At 68.5% G+C, this 18,549-nt stretch carries 20 protein-coding genes and 1 riboswitch; of the genes, 7 read left to right on the top strand and 13 right to left on the bottom strand.

Features of this window, described 5'->3' with window-relative positions; translation table 11 throughout:
- Nucleotides 1-4: 4 nt before the first annotated feature.
- The 5 genes from ON23_RS01845 to ON23_RS01825 all read right to left on the bottom strand — a co-directional run bounded on the left by ON23_RS01845 (nucleotide 5) and on the right by ON23_RS01825 (nucleotide 5,526).
- Nucleotides 5-886, bottom strand: coding sequence for a LysR family transcriptional regulator (locus tag ON23_RS01845; protein WP_039775686.1), 882 nt, complete (start codon nucleotides 884-886; stop codon nucleotides 5-7).
- 376 nt (nucleotides 887-1,262) lie between these two features.
- Nucleotides 1,263-1,817, bottom strand: a complete 555-nt coding sequence (hpt, locus tag ON23_RS01840) for a hypoxanthine phosphoribosyltransferase (protein ID WP_030517362.1) — start codon at nucleotides 1,815-1,817, stop codon at nucleotides 1,263-1,265.
- A 24-nt stretch (nucleotides 1,818-1,841) separates the two neighbouring features.
- Nucleotides 1,842-2,774, bottom strand: coding sequence for a tRNA lysidine(34) synthetase TilS (gene tilS, locus ON23_RS01835; RefSeq protein WP_051041840.1), 933 nt, complete (start codon nucleotides 2,772-2,774; stop codon nucleotides 1,842-1,844).
- A 173-nt stretch (nucleotides 2,775-2,947) separates the two neighbouring features.
- A complete protein-coding gene (locus ON23_RS01830) occupies nucleotides 2,948-4,084 on the bottom strand; it encodes an Rv3626c family coenzyme F420 biosynthesis-associated protein (RefSeq protein WP_083903632.1) in 1,137 nt (378 codons plus the stop codon).
- Between the two features lie 14 nt (nucleotides 4,085-4,098).
- Nucleotides 4,099-5,526 (bottom strand): D-alanyl-D-alanine carboxypeptidase/D-alanyl-D-alanine-endopeptidase, encoded by a 1,428-nt coding sequence (locus ON23_RS01825; protein WP_051041828.1) that lies wholly within the window; start codon nucleotides 5,524-5,526, stop codon nucleotides 4,099-4,101.
- Between the two features lie 268 nt (nucleotides 5,527-5,794).
- On the opposite strand from ON23_RS01825, the gene ppa reads away from it, so the two are divergent.
- Nucleotides 5,795-6,286 (top strand): inorganic diphosphatase, encoded by a 492-nt coding sequence (gene ppa / locus ON23_RS01820; RefSeq protein ID WP_030517366.1) that lies wholly within the window; start codon nucleotides 5,795-5,797, stop codon nucleotides 6,284-6,286.
- 122 nt (nucleotides 6,287-6,408) lie between these two features.
- Here the strand turns inward: ppa and ON23_RS01815 are convergent, their stop codons facing one another.
- The gene (locus tag ON23_RS01815; RefSeq protein ID WP_039775683.1) at nucleotides 6,409-7,230 is read right to left on the bottom strand and encodes a crotonase/enoyl-CoA hydratase family protein; all 822 of its coding nucleotides are present in this window, start codon (nucleotides 7,228-7,230) and stop codon (nucleotides 6,409-6,411) included.
- A 184-nt stretch (nucleotides 7,231-7,414) separates the two neighbouring features.
- On the opposite strand from ON23_RS01815, the gene ON23_RS01810 reads away from it, so the two are divergent.
- Both ON23_RS01810 and ON23_RS01805 read left to right on the top strand, forming a co-directional pair.
- Nucleotides 7,415-7,879, top strand: a complete 465-nt coding sequence (locus ON23_RS01810; protein ID WP_083903646.1) for a flavin reductase family protein — start codon at nucleotides 7,415-7,417, stop codon at nucleotides 7,877-7,879.
- A gap of 108 nt (nucleotides 7,880-7,987) precedes the next feature.
- Nucleotides 7,988-8,101: riboswitch (SAM riboswitch) on the top strand.
- A 46-nt stretch (nucleotides 8,102-8,147) separates the two neighbouring features.
- Nucleotides 8,148-9,614, top strand: coding sequence for an aminotransferase class V-fold PLP-dependent enzyme (locus tag ON23_RS01805; RefSeq protein WP_083903631.1), 1,467 nt, complete (start codon nucleotides 8,148-8,150; stop codon nucleotides 9,612-9,614).
- 16 nt (nucleotides 9,615-9,630) lie between these two features.
- On the opposite strand, the gene ON23_RS01800 is transcribed toward ON23_RS01805, so the two are convergent.
- From ON23_RS01800 to ON23_RS01790, 3 genes are all read right to left on the bottom strand, one after another.
- Nucleotides 9,631-9,819 (bottom strand): hypothetical protein, encoded by a 189-nt coding sequence (locus tag ON23_RS01800; RefSeq protein WP_039775767.1) that lies wholly within the window; start codon nucleotides 9,817-9,819, stop codon nucleotides 9,631-9,633.
- Nucleotides 9,820-9,848: 29 nt separating this feature from the next.
- Entirely contained in the window at nucleotides 9,849-10,301 is a 453-nt protein-coding gene (locus ON23_RS01795) for a DUF2752 domain-containing protein (RefSeq protein WP_039775765.1), read from the bottom strand.
- A gap of 64 nt (nucleotides 10,302-10,365) precedes the next feature.
- Nucleotides 10,366-10,989, bottom strand: a complete 624-nt coding sequence (locus ON23_RS01790; protein WP_157170140.1) for a TetR family transcriptional regulator — start codon at nucleotides 10,987-10,989, stop codon at nucleotides 10,366-10,368.
- Nucleotides 10,990-11,088: 99 nt separating this feature from the next.
- Here ON23_RS01790 and ON23_RS01785 point away from each other — a divergent pair, with 99 nt between their 5' ends.
- Together ON23_RS01785 and ON23_RS01780 are read left to right on the top strand one after the other, a co-directional pair.
- Complete coding sequence (locus ON23_RS01785) at nucleotides 11,089-11,877, top strand: SDR family oxidoreductase (protein WP_039775677.1); 789 nt, start codon at nucleotides 11,089-11,091, stop codon at nucleotides 11,875-11,877.
- A gap of 170 nt (nucleotides 11,878-12,047) precedes the next feature.
- Entirely contained in the window at nucleotides 12,048-12,563 is a 516-nt protein-coding gene (locus ON23_RS01780; protein WP_051041826.1) for a L,D-transpeptidase, read from the top strand.
- A gap of 32 nt (nucleotides 12,564-12,595) precedes the next feature.
- Here the strand turns inward: ON23_RS01780 and ON23_RS01775 are convergent, their stop codons facing one another.
- Together ON23_RS01775 and ON23_RS01770 are read right to left on the bottom strand one after the other, a co-directional pair.
- A complete protein-coding gene (locus ON23_RS01775) occupies nucleotides 12,596-12,940 on the bottom strand; it encodes a YrdB family protein (protein ID WP_039775675.1) in 345 nt (114 codons plus the stop codon).
- 260 nt (nucleotides 12,941-13,200) lie between these two features.
- Entirely contained in the window at nucleotides 13,201-13,563 is a 363-nt protein-coding gene (locus ON23_RS01770; RefSeq protein WP_039775672.1) for an ArsR/SmtB family transcription factor, read from the bottom strand.
- Between the two features lie 94 nt (nucleotides 13,564-13,657).
- Between ON23_RS01770 and ON23_RS01765 the strand changes: the two genes are divergently transcribed.
- Together ON23_RS01765 and ON23_RS01760 are read left to right on the top strand one after the other, a co-directional pair.
- On the top strand, nucleotides 13,658-15,616 hold the full coding sequence (locus ON23_RS01765; protein ID WP_039775670.1) for a heavy metal translocating P-type ATPase: 1,959 nt from the start codon (nucleotides 13,658-13,660) through the stop codon (nucleotides 15,614-15,616).
- Nucleotides 15,617-15,792: 176 nt separating this feature from the next.
- Complete coding sequence (locus ON23_RS01760; protein ID WP_039775667.1) at nucleotides 15,793-16,650, top strand: cyclopropane mycolic acid synthase family methyltransferase; 858 nt, start codon at nucleotides 15,793-15,795, stop codon at nucleotides 16,648-16,650.
- A 111-nt stretch (nucleotides 16,651-16,761) separates the two neighbouring features.
- On the opposite strand, the gene ON23_RS38390 is transcribed toward ON23_RS01760, so the two are convergent.
- Together ON23_RS38390 and ON23_RS01755 are read right to left on the bottom strand one after the other, a co-directional pair.
- The gene (locus tag ON23_RS38390; RefSeq protein WP_086006819.1) at nucleotides 16,762-16,917 is read right to left on the bottom strand and encodes a DUF6131 family protein; all 156 of its coding nucleotides are present in this window, start codon (nucleotides 16,915-16,917) and stop codon (nucleotides 16,762-16,764) included.
- 176 nt (nucleotides 16,918-17,093) lie between these two features.
- A partial coding sequence (locus ON23_RS01755) for a serine/threonine-protein kinase (protein ID WP_039775665.1) occupies nucleotides 17,094-18,549 on the bottom strand: 1,456 nt, incomplete at its 5' end.

Below are 18,549 nucleotides of genomic sequence, written 5' to 3'. Positions count from 1 at the left end.
GCGCTCACCGCTCGTCTTCGACGACGGAAAAGCCTCCGGCCACAACGCGATTGGCGAAATCGAGAATGGTCGGCCGGTCGTCGTCCGCGCGCCACACCATGGCGAGTTCACACGGCGCGAGGCCGGCGACCGGGCGGGCGGTGAGTCCGGGCCACCGATACATCGGCACATTGTTCTCGGCCAGCAGACAGACGCCGAGTCCGAGGCTGACGGCCTCGAGCCGTTCCTCGGCGGTGGCGGCCTCGCCACCGATCTTGGCCTGCCGCCCGCCGCGGGCGTCGCCGCCGAGCCAGAAGTCGCGTGCCGCACCGGCTTCGGCGGGCATCGCGATGAACGGCTCGTCGATCAGGTCGGCGAATTCGATGGCCTCGTGATCGGCCAGCCGGTGGTTCTCGGGGAGCAGCACCCACCTCGCCTCGGTGCGCAGCACCTGCCAGCGGTAGCGCCCGGAATCGGGCACCGGCAACCACATCAACGCCAGATCGGCCTGCCGGCCCGCGAGGCCGCTGGAGGGATCGGTCCACGATGCCGAATGCAGGGCCAGCCGATGTCCGCTGGCGCTTTCCAGTTCGGCGATCAGACCGCGTCCGATCGAGCTCTGGATACCGACCCGCAACACCTCACCGGCTTCCTGGAGGGCCACGTTGGTGACCTCCCACAGCTCCAGGATGCGGCGGGCGCCCTCGAGCAGTTCTTTACCGGCGACGGTCAGCGCGACGCTGCGCTGGTTGCGATCGAACAGGACCACGTCGAGCTGACGCTCGAGCTGGCGGATCTGCCGCGAGAGGGTGGGTTGAGCGATGTGCAGCCGCTGCGCGGCATTGGTGAAGTGCAGTTCCTCAGCGACGGCGACGAAGTACCGCAGGTCGCGCAAATGCGGGTCCATAGCACCTTGCTATCAGAATCGGTCAGGGAAATCCAGCCGCTTTAGACCTTCAAGTCTGAATAGAGGGTCATAAACAGCCAAACGGTTTGTTACCGACAGCATAGGGCTCCGCCATAACTCCAGCACAATCGCCTCGGACAATTCTCAGCGAACGCGACAGCCGTCGCGAGAAGCCGATGAGACACCATCTCCGCATGCGTCGACCAGCGGTGATGTCACCTTCAGCGCGGCGCGGAGAGTTCCGCCGCCGGTACGGCCTGCCATCGCGGCCGATCAGCAACTTCCATCGATAGCGATTGCGCAGGGAACATCGTCAAACGGTGATTTTCGCCACACTCCGGCGGAATTCGGTCACCAATTCGGTCATGTGCCCAGTTCAGGCGCTGTAGACCCGCGGGTTCAGGGTGCCGATGTACGGCAGATCGCGGTAACGCTCGGCGTAGTCCAGTCCGTAGCCGACCACGAATTCGTTCGGAATGTCGAAACCGACGTGCGCGACCTCGATGTGGGTGCGCAGCGCATCGGGCTTGCGCAACAGCGTCACCACCTCCAGCGAGGCGGGGTTGCGGCTGGAGAGGTTGCGCATCAGCCACGACAGCGTGAGACCGGAGTCGATGATGTCCTCGACGATCAGCACGTTGCGCCCGGCGATGTCCTTGTCCAGATCCTTCAGAATCCGGACCACGCCCGACGACGAGGTGGACGACCCATAGGACGAGACGGCCATGAACTCCATCTGCGTCGGGATGGGCAGCGCCTGCGCCAGCTCGGTCATGAAGAAGATCGCACCCTTGAGCACGCCGACCAGCAGCAGATCACCCTCGGGCGCGTCCGGGGGATATCGCTTCGCGATGAGTTCGGCCAGCTCGTCGACCTTGGCTCGGATCTGCTCCTCGGTGATCAGCACCGACGCTATGTCGTCCCCGTACACGTGTGCTGGGTTCCCTTCGGGTCGTTATCGTGCGAACGCCAACGTCAGCCTGCCACGTTCGCGCCTGGCAACCAACCTGATCCCCGGCATTCCTCCGCCGACCGCCACGCCGCCCTGCCCGTGCCAATCGGTGATCAGGGACTCCACCGCGCGTAAATGCTTGTCCGTCAAGGCCTTTGCGCCGCCACCGAGGAGCCAGGCCCGAATGACACGCCGACGGATCGCGGGCGGAACCGTGGCGAGTGTCTCGACCGACAGCGACGAACCATCACGCGCATCGATCAGCAATCGATCGGCAATCGCGTCGAGCGCCTCGCCGTCCTCGCGCAGTTGCGCGGCCGTGCGAGCCAGCGCCGGTGCCACACCCCCGCCGAGGACCTCCTCCAGCAGCGGCAGCACCTCGGTCCGCAACCGGACGCGGGCGAATTCCGGGGCGGCGTTGTGCGGATCCTCGTGTGGGTCGAGACCCAGATCCCGGCACATCTCCCGGGTGACCGCGCGCCGCACGCCCAGCAGCGGCCTGCCCCAGGGCTCGTCGTAGCCGGCCATGCCCTGGATCGAGCGCTGGCCCGAACCGCGCGCCAATCCCAGCAGCACGGTTTCGGCCTGATCGTCGAGGGTGTGCCCGACCAGCACCGGCAGGCCGTCGCGCAGTTCGTCCAGTGCCGCATAACGCGCCTGCCGCGCCGCCGCCTCCGGCCCACCCGGCCCGGTCACCGACACGCGGCACACCCGGACCGACCGGCATCCCAGCCGGCGGGCAACCTCGCCGGCCTCCTCCGCGACGGCCGCCGAGCCTTCCTGCAAGCCGTGATCCACGATGAGCGCGTCGACCGCTGCGGCCTCGGCCACCGCCGCGGCCGTGAGCGCCAGCGAATCCGCCCCGCCCGAGAGCGCGACGGCGACCACCCCGGCCGGCGCATAGCGCGCGAGCCACTCCCGTACGGCGTGCCGCATGACCAAGACGGCTCGGGTCTCGGGCAATCGCGCCCTGTCCGCCGCCCGCGCCTCCTGTGTGCCCGCCCGGACCGGCCCGGGCGCCGAGGGCGACTCCGCATCGTCGGGCGATCGGATCTCCGCCGCCGACACCGGACCCGTTCCCGGCGCCTCCGCGGGCAGATCCGCCGGGTTCACCCCAGGACTCGGTCGATCCATCGTTGCGGGGTGCTGATCTCGTCGGGCCGGGGCAGGGTGTCGGCGTCGGTCCACACGGTGTTGAACCGCTGCATGCCGACCTTGCCGACGACCTCGTCGACGAACGCCTTGCCGCGCACGTACTGCGCGACCTTCGCGTCGACCCCGAGCAGGGCGCGCAACAGACGCTGGATCGGATTGGCCGGGCGCCGGCGACGTTGATCGAAGGCCTCGCGGATCTGCGCGACGGTCGGGATCACGGCCGGGCCGACGGCGTCCATCACATGGTCGGCGTGGCCCTCCAGCAGCGTGCCGAGCATCAGCAACCGGTCCAGCGCGTCGCGCTGCGGCGGCGGCTGGGTGGCGCGCAGCAGGCCGAGGATGCCGCGATCGGCGGGATCGTCGCTCACCCCGTTGTCGCGCCGGCGACGCATCTCCTCCAGCAGCCGGGTGAGTACCTCGTTCACCGATTCGTCGCCGACAGCGCCGAGGGTGTCGACGTTCTGCTTCATATAGTCGGCCAGCCAGGGCGCCGAGGAGAACTGCACCCGGTGCGTCACCTCGTGCAGGCACACCCACAACCGGAAATCGCTGGGCGAGACGCCGAGTGCGCGCTCCACGGCCATGATGTTGGGCGCGACCAGCAGCAAGGTGCCGTCCGGCCCGCTGAACGGATCGTATTGGCCGAGGATCGCGGTGGACAGGAAGGCCAGCATCGCCCCGGCCTGGACGCCGGCCGGTTTCCCGGCGAAGCGGCCACGATCGTCGTCGGCGGATCCGGTGAGTTCGGACATGGATTCGGCGGCCGCGCGGATCCAGCCGCGGCGATCGACGATCGTGGCCTGCGGGACGGGCTGGTCGTCGAGGAGCAGACTCACCTCGCGCACCGGGCCCTCGGCCCGCACGGATGCCTCGGACAGTTCCTCGACGACCTGTTCGGCGGAATACCGCGTGGTGCGCGGACCGGACGGCACGACGGCGCTGCCGGCCCGTGCGGCCAGCTGCCAATCGACCGAGCCGGCCAGCACCGAGCGCTTCGCGGACGCGTTCTTCGCCACGTCCGTGGCTTCGCGACCGGCGACCACGGCATCGTCGGCGGTACGGCCATCGGCGGGGTCACCGGATCCGGTCATCGCATTTCCACCCGTCAGGAGCATCCACAGTTGCGAAGCGTGGTGGCGACGGCGTCCAACGCCGGGCGGCTGGCCTCGGGGGGCCGGTCGTTCGACATCAGCGCGAAGGTCATGACGCGGCCGTCGCGATCCAACACATATCCAGCCAACGCGCTCGACACCGACAGAGTTCCGGTCTTGGCGCGCACCCAGCCCGCACCGGCGCGTTGCGGCCCGCCGTCGACGAACCGCACCGCCAGCGATCCGGTGCCGCCGGCGACCGGCAGGTAGTCCAGCAGCGGCGCCAGCGGGGAGGCGACCGCGGCGGCGTCGCCGGTGTTCACGACCGAGGGCGGTGTGGTGCCGCCCGGATCCGCACCACCCGGCTGCGCGGAGGCGGCCGATTCGGCGATGATCCGATCGAGCAGTCGCGCCGGCACCCGGTCGTCGGTGGACAGTCCGCTGTTGTCGATCTGGGTGACGCCCGCGGTGTCGAAACCCGCCGCCTTCAACGCCGTGAGGGTGGCGGAGGCGGCACCGGTGAACGACTGCTCGCCACCGGTCGCCGCCGCGATCTCCCGGCCGATCGTCTCGGCGAGCACGTCGTCGGAGTGAATCATCATGTCCCGCAAGCGATCCCGCAGTTGCGCGGAATCCACGTGCGCCAATTCGGCGGCGCCGGGCGCGGCCTTGCCCAGCCGTACCTTCGCCGGGTCGGCGCCCAGTTCCAGCGCCAGCCGGCGACCCGCGTCCAGGGCGGGCGTGGCCGAACGCGGCGAATACTCGACCAGCGGGTCGAGACGGCCGCCGTCGATCATCACCGGTTCGATCGGCGCCCACGAACCGCCCGCGATATCGGCCGGATCCCAGCCGGCCGGCGAGGTCGGGCCCGAATACAGCGAGGTGTCGACCACGACCGTGTCGACCGGATGCCCCGCGGCACGGACCTGAGCCACCAGATCCGACAACCTCGGCCCGTTCGGGTAGTAGCCCTTACCGTCGGCCTGCGCGGTCAGGGTCGGATCGCCGGCGCCGACCAGCACCACCTCACCGGGCGCCGAACCGGCCACCACCCGCGTGGTGAGCCGATGGTCCGGCGGCAACACCAGCAGCGCCGCCGCCGTGGTCATGACCTTCAGGGTGGACGCCGGGATCATCGGCTTGTCCGGATCGGCGCTCCAGAGCGTGGCGCGGGTGTCGGGATCGGAGATCGATCCGGCGAAATTGCCCAGGTCCGGACTGGTCGCCACCTGGGCCAAGGCCGCGGCCAGACCCTGGCGGCTGGGTTCGGGCGCACTCGCCGCGGCCGGATTCAGCTGGGGAAAGGGCTTCACGGGGGCCGGAGGTGCGGCTATCGTCAAACCCCCGTGCCGGAATTCCTCGGTCCACGGCCGCACCGTCACCAGAGCGACCGTGGCCACGACGACGGCGACAACGGTTGCGACCAGCACCGCGACCCACATATTGCGGCGTCGGCGAGCGGCCAGCCCACCGATGTTCTTCCTACCTCGACCTACCACGTGACAGCTGTCTCCCTATTCACCCGTGTGAGGCGGACGCTCCCTGCCGCACCCATGCGCGCATCGACCACACTATCCTCACCTCGCCGGCGTTCCACCGAACGAGCTGGCGAGTCGGCAGCCCACCGAACCGGTCGGCGAGTCGGCCGCGGCACACGCCGGCGAGCAGCCGTACCGCATCAACGCATACGCATCGGACGAAGGAGATGACGTGGAGTTCGACGTCACCATCGAGATCCCCAAGGGGCAGCGCAACAAGTACGAGGTCGACCACGAGACGGGTCGGGTGCGGCTGGACCGCTACCTCTACACCCCGATGGTCTACCCGGCCGACTACGGCTACATCGAGAACACGCTGGGCTCCGATGGCGACCCGCTGGACTGCCTGGTGCTGCTGCCCGAGTCGGTGTTCCCCGGCGTGATCGTCGAGGCCCGCCCGGTCGGCGTGCTGCTGATGAGCGACGAGGCCGGCGGCGACGAGAAGGTCGTCGCGGTGCCGGCCGGTGACAAGCGCTGGGATCACATCCAGGACGTCAACGACATCCCGGAGTTCGAGCGCAAGGCCATCGAGCACTTCTTCGAGCACTACAAGGACCTCGAGCCCGGCAAGTGGGTCAAGGTCGACGGCTGGGACGGCCGGGCCAAGGCCGAGACTCTCGCCGATGAGGCGTTCAAGCGGCTGCAGGAGCAGGGCGGGCACTGAGTGCCGCCGGCGACCCGCGCCGCCGGGCCGCCGGGCATCCCTACCGAGCGAGGGCGCTCGCGGGCGTATGCGTCCCGCGGGCGCTCTCGCCGATTCGGCAGCCGTGTCGGCAGGTACGTGCGCTACTTGCCCTGGAAGTTCGGCTTGCGCTTCTCGAAGACGGCCTGAATCGCCTCGGTCAGATCCTCCGAGGGCAGGAAGGCGGCGTTCCACGCCGAGACGTACCGCAGCCCGTCGGCCACCTTGCCGGCCTTGGGCTGATCGAGCACATCCTTGATGCCCTGCACCACCAGCGGCGGATTCGCGGCGATCTCCTCCGCCAGCGTGTGCGCGGCGGCCAGCACCGCCTCCTGGTCCGGATAGACGTCGTTGATCATGCCGATCTTCTCCGCACGGGCGGCGTCGATGTCCTTGCCGGTATAGGCGAGCTCGCGCACATGGCCCTCGCCGATGATGCCCGGCAGCCGGTGCAGCGACCCGATGTCGGCGACGATGGCGACCTTCGCCTCGCGCAGGCTGAAGCTGGCCTCCGCACTGGCCAGGCGGATATCCGCGGCGGCGATGAGATCGAGTCCGCCACCGACGCACCAGCCGGAGATCGCGGCGATCACGGGTTTGCGGCAGTCGGCGACCGCGGTCACCGAGGCCTGCATGCGGCGGATCTCGTAGAGGAAATCGGTGCGCGGTGCGGCCAGGGCCTTCTCGCCCAGCAGCGGACCGAAGGTCGGGCTCATCGCGGGCAGATCGAGGCCGTAGGAGAAGTGCTTACCGGAACCGGTGAGCACGACCGCGCGGATCTCCGGATCGGCGTCCAGCTCGCCGAAGATCAGCGGCAGTTCACTCCAGAAATCCGGGCCCATGGCGTTGCCCTTGCCGGGCCCGGTCAGCGTCACTCGCGCGACGTGACCGGTGCGCTCGACGTCGAAAGCCTTCCAATCACTCATTCGTCCAGCGTATCGGGGCAGTTCGGCGGGGCCGGGACGGCGTCGGGATTGCGGGCGGGCGGGCACGACGTAGGTTGGAGTCGTGAGCAGTTCCCAGCGACCCGACGCCGAGCTGGCCGATCTCGACCCTCAGCATCTCGAACCCCGCCACGACGGTGTCACCGCAGCGCAGTACCGGGCAGCCATGCGCCACTATCCCGCGGGAGTGACGATCGTCACCCTGAGCCGGCCGGAACGCCCGGTGGGCTTCACCGCCACCTCCTTCGCCTCGCTCTCGCTGGATCCGCCGCTGATCTCGTTCAACATCGCGCACACCTCCTCGTCCATCGACGCGATGAGCGAGGCCGATTCGGTCGTCGTGCACTTCCTCGGCGAACATCAACAGCATCTGGCACAACGGTTTTCGCGCGCTGCCGAGGAGCGTTTCGCCGACCCGGAGTTGTGGTCGACGCTGGACACGGGCGAGCCGGTGCTGCACGGCACCCCGATCTGGGTGCGGGCCACCGTGCACCGGTTGATTCCCATCGGCGACCACACCCTGGTGGTCGGATTGGTCACCCGGGTGCACGACGACACCGGTGGCGAGCCGATGCGCAACCCGTTGCTGTACTACAACGGCACCTATCACCGCCCGGCCGGATTGGACTGAGCGGCAACATCTTTCACGCGCCCCGCGATGTCGGGGCCAGCGCGGCGCCACTGCCTGCTCCAGTCGGGTGCTTGACAACGGCGGGCCGGTTCTGTCACTCTCGGCTCAGGTCACGAGTACCAGCGTCAAGCCCCGGCTAGCTGGTCGGCAACCCTCCTCCGCGGTGGGGTGCTCCGGGTGACGACCTGGCCGATGCTCGACCGAGCACGGCAAGCGCGGACTCCGATCACCTCCACATCCGGAGTCCCTGAACAAAGGGATCGCCCCGATGCGTACTGCTGTCTCGACAATTCCCGCCGCCACCGCCGAAACCGTTGTCCCGGAACAGGTTTGCTCTCACCGAGGCTGCGCCTGCCGCTACGGCGCCTCCTGCACCTGCGCGGCATCGGACTGCGCCGGCCAGGCAACCCGCGCCTGCCGCACCGGTGAACCGATCGCGCGCGTCTCCGGGTGCGATCTGCGAGTTCCGTTGGTGCAGGGCGGTTTCCGCACCTACGCCAACTTCGACTACGCCGCCAGCGCCCCTGCCCTGGCCCAGGTCACCGATCGCGTGAACGAGCTGCTCCCCTACTACGCCAGCGTGCACCGCGGCGCCGGATACGCCTCCCGCATCAGCACCGATCGCTACGAGGCGGCGCGGGTGTCGGTGGCACGGGCGGTGAACTGCGCCGACGACCAGGTGGTGGTGTTCACCCGCAACACCACCGACTCGCTGAATCTGCTGGCCTGCTGCGTTCCCGGCGACACCGTGGTGCTCGATATCGAACACCACGCGAATTTCCTGCCCTGGACGCGCCGCGGCCGCCGGGTGGTTCCCGCCGCCGAGACGATCGCGGAGACGCTGCGGCGGATCGAGGCCGAGCTGTGCGCCGAACCCGCTGCGCTGCTTGCGGTGACGGGCGCGTCGAATGTGACCGGTGAGGTGCTGCCGCTGACGGAACTGACCGCGATCGCGCATCGTCACGGCGCCCGCATCCTGGTCGATGCCGCGCAGCTGGCCCCGCATCGCCGAATCGACCTGCAGTCGTTCGCGGAATCCGGCGGAACCGGCATCGACTACCTGGCCTTCTCCGGGCACAAGTTGTACGCGCCGTTCGGTGCGGGTGTGCTGGTGGGCCGCCGGGACTGGCTGGACGCGGCGCCGCCGTATCTGGCCGGCGGCGGGGCGGTCACCGCCGTCACCACCGAGCAGGCGCACTGGGCGCCCGCACCGCAGCGGCACGAGGCGGGATCACCGAACGTGTTGGGCGCGGCGGCCGTCGCGGCGGCCTGCGAAACGTTGTACGCCCTCGACGAACAGGCCGTGGTCGAGCACGAACACCATCTGATCCGCCGCCTGCGCGACGGCCTGAAAACCGTTGCGGGCGTTCGGCAACTGCGCATCTTCTCCGACAGCGCCGACAGTGTGGGCATCGTCGCGTTCACCGTCGACGGGTTCGAGCCCGGCCGGATCGCGGCGTATCTGTCGGCGGAATTCGGTATCGGCGTGCGCGACGGGCGATTCTGCGCACATCCCCTGCTGCAGCGGCTCGGTGTCGACGGCGCGGTGCGCGCGAGCGTCGGTCTGGGCACATCGGTCGCGGATGCGGATCGCCTGCTCGAGGCGCTGAGCCGACTGGTTCGAGACGGCGCTTCGTGGAACTACACGAATGCCGGCGGTCAGTGGTCCCCGGTGCCGGAGACCCGGCCCGGTTTGACCGAGGCGGGGCAGGGCGCGGCACCCTGCACGATCTGATTCGGCACCATCCGATTCACGGCACCAGGTAGCGGGCGGCCAGTTCTTCGATCAGCGGATCGCCGTCGGGAACGGAATCGATGGCCTCGAGGTCGTTCTCGATCGCGATCTGGCGCGGATCGTCCTGCTCGGCGTCGGGCGCGCCGTCCTCGTTCAATTGGCGCAGCATCTTCTCGCGCACCCGAGCCTTCAGTGAATCAGCGATCTCCTGGGTCATACTCCCAGCATGCCCGCCTAGACCGGGGCCAACCATGTACCCCACGGGGTATTTCGGACCACGGTGAACAGCGCGAGCAGCCCGATCAACCACCATTGCGCCTGGCCACGAAGGGTGAACGGGAAGGCGGTGTCGGCTCGGCCGCGCCAGCGGCCCAGCGCCCACCGCCCCCACCACAGCGCCAGGGTGAGCAGCAGCGGAAGCACGAATACGTTGCTGTGCAGCGCGTCGAGCACCCGGCCTTCGGTGAGATTGTGCACAGCGCGCAGTCCACCGCAGCCCGGACACCACCATCCGGTCAGGGCATAGAACGGGCATATCCCGTAGGCCCCCTGGCTGTGCGGATCGTGGAAGTGCAGCACCGCGGCCGCGGCGACCACCGCACCGGCCGCCAGTAGCGGCCCGCCCTGACTACGCCATCCGGTGCGCGGCACCGACCGTTCGCCGGGTAGCTCGCGCGCGATATCCACGGAGTTCACCGTAATCGGCGGGCGTGGTGAGCCGCCAGCCTCGATGGACGGCGTTGTCACACGGTCAGCGGGTACGCGTCGTGACCGGGGCGGTGAGGGTGCCGGCGAGCATGTCGATGACCTGGTCCCACGCCTCGCGATCGTCGGCGGCGATCCGCCCCGCCTCGACGGCCCGTTCGTGGTCGGCCAGCAGCGCGAACAGCACCGTGGTGAGACTGCGCAGCCGGCGATGCCGCAGCCGCGGCGGCAGGTCCGACAGGGCGCGGTCCAGCCCGCTCACGATCACTCGCACCGAGGTCCGCTCGGCGCTGTCCAGGTTGGCCGCATCCGATACCGCCGGATGGGTGCGAATCTGTTCGAGAAACCTTGCGTAATAAGAATTTTCGTCACTCGCCCCCAGTTCGAACATGGGGATGACGAGCGCGTCGAGAAGAGTGTGCACGTCGTCGGCGTCCGCTGCCGGGCGCTGCGCCAGCAACTCCAATCGGCGCACCTCCAGGGTCGCCAGCCGCTGCTGCACCACCGCCTCGACCAGTCCGTCGCGGGAGCCGAAGTGATACGGGATCGCCGAGTTGTTGCGCTGCCCGGCCGCGGCGGCGATATCGCGCAGCGGCACCAGATATCCCCGCTCGGCGATCAGCCGTTCCCCCGCCATCATCAACCGCTCCCGGGCACTCACTGCTTCCACCCTCAGCACGATACGTCCTACCAGCGGATTAAGCACTAGCGCTTGACAGTTAAGAGCTAATTCTTAACACTGCGAGGACCACAACCGAGAGGACTAGCGATGATCCTGGACAAATTCCGACTCGACGGCCGCGCCGCCGTCGTCACCGGCGCCGGCCGCGGCATCGGCGCCGCCACGGCCCTCGCCCTGGCCGAGGCGGGCGCCGATGTGGCGATCGCCGCGCGCACGCAGTCGCAGCTGGACGCGGTCGCCGAGCAGATCCGCGCGACGGGACGGCGCGCCCTCCCCGTGGCCTGCGATCTGTCGGACCTCGACGCCGTCACGGCACTGGCCGACGCCGCCGCCACCGAATTCGGCCGCATCGACATCGTGGTCAACAATGTCGGCGGCACCATGCCGAACACGTTCATGACCACCTCCGCGGAATTCCTCGAGGAAGCCTTCCGCTTCAACGTCTCCACCGCGCACGCCCTCACCCGCGCGGCGGTCCCGCACATGCTCGCCGGCGAGGGCGGCTCGGTGGTCAACATCTCCTCGATGATGGGCCGTGCGCCCGGGCGCGGCTTCCTCGCCTACGGCACGGCCAAGGCGGCGCTCGCACACTGGACCCGGCTGGCCGCCGCGGATCTGTCGCCGCGAATCCGGGTCAACGGCATCGCGGTCGGCTCGGTGCTGACCTCCGCACTCGAGGTAGTGGCACAGAATCCGGAGGTCAAGGCCAAGATGGAGGCCGATACGCCGCTGCATCGGCTGGGCGATCCGACCGATATCGCGGCCGGCATCGTCTATCTGTGCTCCCCCGCGGGCAGTTATCTCACCGGCAAGATTCTCGAGATCGACGGCGGTATCGCCGCACCCAACCTGGAACTCGGTCTGCCCGATTTGTGATAACAAGGCGGATTCTTCCGCACCATCGGGGCCCGCGGCGGGTCACAATGATCAACCATGCACTGTGATCGAACACACATCGATCGCTGACGGTGCCGTCCCAGCTTGTCGACGAAGTGCCCGCCGCCCGGCTCGGCCGGACAGCGGGCCGGGTAGAGAGGTCGGACGCTATGAACTGCACGAGCATCACCCGATGGACGATCCGAGCGGCGGCCGCGACCGCGATCGCGGCCGCCGGATTCGCAGTCACGGTGCCCGCGGGCGCCGATCCGGTGTGGCCCGGCGGCCCCGACATCCCCGGCATTCCGCAACTCGTACCCTCCCCGCCCGGCCAGATCTCGGCTCCGTGTTCGGCCGCCGCACGCGCCTGCCTGCGCCTGTCGACCAATGAGGGCTGGCTGATGGACAACGGCCGCGTGGTCTACGGCCCGACCCCCATCTCGCACGGGCGGCCCGGGTACGAGACGCCGCCCGGCACCTTCCACGTCGCGTTCAAGGAGCCGTACCACTGGAGCACCATGCACAACGCCGAAATGCGGTGGGCCGTCTTCTTCAACGGCGATATCGCCACCCATATCGGACCCATCGAGGAGCAGTCCCACGGCTGCATCCGGATGACCCCCGAGGGGGCCAAGGCCTTCTACGACTACGTCAATCCGGGTGACGTCTTCGAAGTCGTGCCGTGAGCGTGGGCGCCGGCCCGTACTCCGGGCCGGCGCTACGAATTCAGGTGGCCCACTTTTATCGCCAGCAGATTCGCGATCACCAAGCCCGCGAAGACGACCGCCGCCACCCGATGGCCCAGTCCCCACAGCGCGGCGGCGGCGCCACCGAACACCACGACCTTGGTGATCACCGCGAGCAGCGGAATATCGAAACTCGCCTTCGGCGCCGCGAACATTCCCCACGCCACCGCGGCGGCCAGCGGGATGCCCAGCGCCAGAACCACTTTCACCACGGTGCTGTCACCGGCGCGCCATCCCCACAGTCCCAGCACCACCAGCGCGCCGAGCTCCACGGCGAACGCGACGGTCAGGTTGGCCCACTTCCACAGTTCCTGCATGACTGCCCTCTCGTTCTCTTGAGAGCAGCGCTCTCTAATAAGAGCAGTGTGCGCGAGGGTCAGGGCGTTGTCAACAGGAACGGGATGAACTGCGCACGAAAGGGCCGCGCTACCGGCGCGATATCGGACGAACCGAGTCGACGTCCGCGAAATCGCCGGCACCTACCGACGCCACCACAGGCCGATTCCGTCGGCGCAGACAAACGGAGCCCCGACTCGCCACCGGACCGGAAGGTCGACGAAAGCGCCCCGAAACGTCCTCAGCCGGCCGTTCGCGGTCGATCCGACAGGCCGAGACGCAGATGCTCGCTGTGATACACCGCCTCGTCCAGCAACTGCGCGACGTGGGTGTCGTAGAGGCTGTAAACGATGCTGCGCCCGGCGCGGGTTCCGGTGACGAGCCCGAGATTGCGCAGCAGACGGAGCTGATGGGAGACCGCGGACTGCTCCATCCCCACCGCCTCGGCGAGTTCGGAGACAGGCCGCGACCCCTGGCGCAGTTCGCTGAGGATCAGCAACCGGCTCGGCGTGGCCAGCGCCTGCAGGGTGGTCGCCACATGCGCGGCGGACTCACTGTCCAGCCGGGCAATCGGCCGATCGCGACCCTCGACGCCATGTCCCATAACCGTGGAGTTTAGCCGACCAGGTATACATGAAGACCTCTTCACGTGTTCTGTTATTCTCGGGTTGTCCGCTCCCGACCTTCGGAGGTTTCTCGTGTCCGCACCGGTCGCCACGCGTCCCGCCGCGCTCACGGCGATACCCACGCGGCGGACGCGGTTGTTCGCGCTTCCCGAAATCCGTTGGGCCACAGCGGCACTCCTGCTCTTCACGGCCGGCTCGGTGGCCCGGCTCCTGCATACACCTCCCGAGGTGTGGTGGTCGCTCTATCTGGCCTGCTATCTCACCGGCGGCTGGGAACCCGCCCTGGCCGGAGTGCGCGCCCTGCGCGAAAGGACTCTGGACGTCGACCTGCTGATGGTGGTGGCCGCGATCGGCGCCGCCGCGATCGGGCAGATCACCGACGGCGCACTGCTGATCGTCATCTTCGCCACCTCGGGCGCACTGGAGGCGTTCGCGACCGCGCGCACCGAGGATTCGGTGCGCGGCCTGCTCGATCTGGCACCCGACACCGCCACCCGGATCGACGACGGCGTCGAAACGACCGTCAGGGCAGCGGATCTGGAAGTGGGTGAGGTGATCCTGGTCCGTCCCGGAGATCGCATCGCGGCCGACGGCACGGTCGTGGCGGGCGCGAGCGAGGTCGACCAGGCAACCATCACCGGCGAGCCCATGCCGGTGGACAAGACACCCGGTGACGAGGTCTTCGCCGGAACCTCGAACGGCACCGGCGTCCTGCGCGTGCGGGTCGGGCGCCGGGCCGAGGACTCGGTCGTGGCCCGGATCGCCGCCCTGGTCGAACAGGCCGGCCGGACCAAGGCGCGGGCGCAGCTGTTCATCGAGAAGATCGAGCAGCGCTATTCGGTGGGCATGGTCGCGGTGACGCTCGCGGTCTTCGCCGTACCGTTGATCTTCGGTGCGGCGCTGCGCGACTCGCTGCTTCGGGCCATGACGTTCATGATCGTCGCCTCACCGTGCGCGGTGGTGCTGTCCACCATGCCGCCGCTGCTCGCCGCGATCGCCAACGCCGGCCGGCACGGCGTGCTGGTGAAATCCGCCGTCGTGATGGAACGGCTGGGCAGCACCACGCGCGTGGCCTTCGACAAGACCGGCACGCTCACCCGCGGTGTCCCGGAACTCACCGATATCCGGGTGCTGCCCGATTGCCCGTACACGGCCGAGGAAGTCCTGCGCTGGGCCGCGGGCGCGGAATACTCCAGCGAGCATCCGCTGGCCACGGCAGTCGTCCGCGCCTGTCATGAACGCGGACTCGCCCCGCCGCCCGTCGACCACTTCAGCGCGAAACCCGGGCGCGGCGTCACCGCGACCGTGGACGGTCACCTCATCGAGGTGGGATCGCCTGCCGCACTGCTGGATTCGCCCGACACGGACGCCGCGGCCATCGTGGCCGAGATACAAGCCGCGGGGCATACCGCTGTGATCGTGCGCCACGAGCACCGGCCGATCGCGATTCTCGGCCTCTCCGATCAGGCGCGCCCCGAGGCGGCCGAATCCGTCGCCGCGCTCACCGAAATCACCGGAGCCGCACCGGTTCTGCTCACCGGCGACAACCTCGCCGCCGCCCGGCAGCTCGCCGGCCGGCTCGGACTCACCGATGTGCGGGCGGAGCTGTTGCCCGAAGGTAAGGTCGCCGCGATCGAAGAACTGGAAGCCGCGGGCGACCGGATCACCGCCGTGGGCGACGGCATCAACGACGCACCCGCGCTCGCCGCCGCGCACGCCGGAATCGCCATGGGCGGCAACGGATCCGACCTCACCCTGCATACCGCCGACGCGGTCGTCATCCGCGACGACCTGACCACCGTCCCCGCGGTCATCGCCCTGTCGCGCCGTGCGCACCGCACCGTGACCGCCAATCTGATCATCGCCGCGACCTTCATCGCCGCCCTGATCACCTGGGATCTCGCCGGCCACCTTCCGCTACCGCTGGGCGTCGCCGGACACGAGGGTTCCACGGTCATCGTCGGACTCAACGGTCTGCGCCTGCTTCGGCGCAGCGCGTGGGACAGCGGGACGGCGCGCGGGAACGACTGACGGTTCCGGCGGCCACATGCCCGGACCTCGGCCGATCCGCCGATCGCGTCCCTGCGCCGTGGCGAGAGGCGCATACTGGTCGAGCGCGCATGGTGCGGCGGCCGGGTCGAACCCACCGCCGGGGTAGCTCGTATCAGAGGCAGAACGTTTCCCGAAACCGACCATCAGAGGTCACCATGACCGATCTGTCACCGTTCTACGCCGACGTTCAGGCCCACTACGACCTGTCCGACGATTTCTTCGCCCTCTTCCTCGATCCCACGCGCACCTACAGTTGCGCGTACTTCCGCGAACCGGACCTCACCCTGGAACAGGCACAGCTCGCCAAGATCGACCTGTCGCTCGGCAAATGCGATCTGCATCCGGGGATGACGCTGCTCGACATCGGCTGCGGCTGGGGTTCGACCATGCTGCGCGCCGTCGAGAAATACGACGTGCGCGTGATCGGCCTGACGCTGAGCCGCAACCAGTACGAGCACGTGCGGGAGCTGCTGGACCGGCTGCCGACCGGCACCGGTGAGGTGCATCTGCGCGGCTGGGAGGAATTCGACCATCCGGTCGACCGGATCGTCTCGATCGGAGCCTTCGAACATTTCCGGCGCGAACGCTACGACGCGTTCTTCGAACGCTGCCACCACCTGCTCCCCCCGGACGGCCGCATGATGCTGCACACGATCATCGGCTTCCACCGTCACCAACTCCGCGAGATGGGCATCCCCCTCACCCACGAATATCTGGCGTTCAGCAAGTTCGTCCTCGACGAGATCTTCCCCGGCGGACAACTTCCGCAGCCGCAGTGGATCGGCGAATACGCCGAACAGGCCGGCTTCACCCTGCACGACGTCCAATCGCTGCAGCCGCACTACGCCCGCACCCTCGACCTCTGGGCACAGGCCCTCCGCGACCACCGCCCCGAAGCCGTCGCCCTGACTTCTCCCGCCGTCTACGACCGCTACATCCGCTACCTCACCGGCTGCGCCGACCTCTTCCGCGACGGCTACATCGACGTCCGCCAGCACGTCCTGCTGGCGTGACGGACCCCGCCATGCTGGGCACGACATATGCGAAACCGCCCCGGAAATCGTCTTCCGGGGCGGTCGCGTCTTCACGTCGCTGCCGCGCGCAGCCCGCGGCGGCCGAGTGCGTCAGTAGTAGTGCGCGCGGCCGGCCACCGGGCGTCCCAGCGCTCCCAGCAGAGCCAGTGCAGCCCCCACGACCAGCGCGATGATGCCCAGAGTCCACAGGATCGGAATCCCGAGCAGGAAACCGAGAACCAGAAGGACAACCCCGAGAGTGATCACAGCAATCTCCTCACTTTCGCTCACCTCGCACCGATCCGGCGACCGGCTGCGATCAGCGGTGGCTCGAACCATCCGATACCCGCATATCCGGGAGTGAAACGAACTCTCTTCATCACGGTGACGATTCGCTGATCGGAGCGCGGGAACACCGCGGTCCGATCCGATATCCGTGAAACTCAGAGCCGACCGGCAGTCTGCTGATGTTCAGGGTCCACCACTCGCTCCAGTGCGCGCAGATCTGCCTCGAGCGCCCGGAACAGCACATAGGCGACCACGAAGGCGACGATGGATCCCACGCACAACACCCGCACCGCGACGATGATCTTCGGAGTATCGCTCAGCGGCAGGAATGTCACCCCGGCCACCGCCAGCAGTGGCACCGACGCCGCCACCGCGAGATATCCGTTGCAGCGGCGATCGAGCCGGCGCAGGTGCACCGCATCCTCGGGGCTGATGTCGCCGTGCCGGAGAAACAGCGGGTAGACGCAGCGGACCATGTAGAACGTCACCAGGAAGAACGGATATGCCACCGCCATCGCGCCGCACACCAGCAGCCCGCCCACGAAGTGCACCATCTCCTGTCCGGTGAGCTCGTGGGTCGCGAAGTGCAGCACGAGCGGGAACAGAATCGCCGACAGGGTCCAGAGCGAGAACGCCACCACCACACACCGATCACCGAACAGCAGGGCATCGGATCTGGCTCGGGCGAGTATCCGGGAGTCATACTCACGTCCGCGCCGCATACCGCGCGGAACGGTGAGTAGATAGCGCGACAAGTACATCACGGTCACGATGCCCACCGGGAAGAAGACCACGTTCACCGTGCTGGTGAAAATCCACCATGTCTGTTGGGCGGGCGCACTCATCCGGTCGATGATCAGGGTTCGATTGTGCACCGTGTTGTACACGGCCGCAAGCACATTCGGAGTGCCATAGGCCAGCAGTACCAGCGGCACCAGCCACCTCCGCGCCCGGAAACGCCAGCTGGTGGGTGCCGGATCCACCAGTTCGCGGGCCCGCGCGTCCAGGCACAGTTCGAACTGCTGGGCCAGTTCGTTGCCGTTGGACCACCGCTTGTCACGCGTGGGCGCCAGGCAGGTCCGCAACACCCTGCACAGTGTCGCCGGACAATCGGGCGGAACTCGTTGCAGCGCAGCCGAATCCACACCAGCACGACGACGTGCGAGCATCGCCCCCAGCGCGGTGGAGTCACTGCGCTCACCCGCGGTGCTGTCGTCGAACGGCTTGGCACCGGTCAGCAGCTCCCACAGCACCACACCCAGCGAGTAGATGTCGGAACGGGTATCCAGATCGTCGGCGGAACGGCGGTAGCCGGGATGGCAGGCCTCCAACTGTTCCGGCGACATGTACGACAGCGACCCACCGAAGTACGCCACCGGATTGGCGCCGGCCACCTCGCGGCTGAAACTGATGTTGAAATCGGCGAGTTTCGGCACCGCCTCCGCGGTGAGCAGCACGTTCGCCGGTTTGACGTCGCGATGCAGCACGCCGTGCTCGTCGGCGTAGGCCAGCGCCTCGGCGAGCCGGCGACCCAGCCAGGCAACGGTTTCCGGCCACGACAGCGCCGCGATCTCGGCGCGCACGCTGGAATCGGTCGGGCGGATCTCACCC

The sequence above is a fragment of the Nocardia cerradoensis NBRC 101014 genome, from assembly GCF_000308535.1.
GTDB classification, from domain to species: Bacteria; Actinomycetota; Actinomycetes; order Mycobacteriales; family Mycobacteriaceae; genus Nocardia; species Nocardia cerradoensis.
The sequence above is the reverse complement of the archived record's forward strand: the minus strand, read 5'-3'. Positions and strand labels throughout refer to the sequence as shown.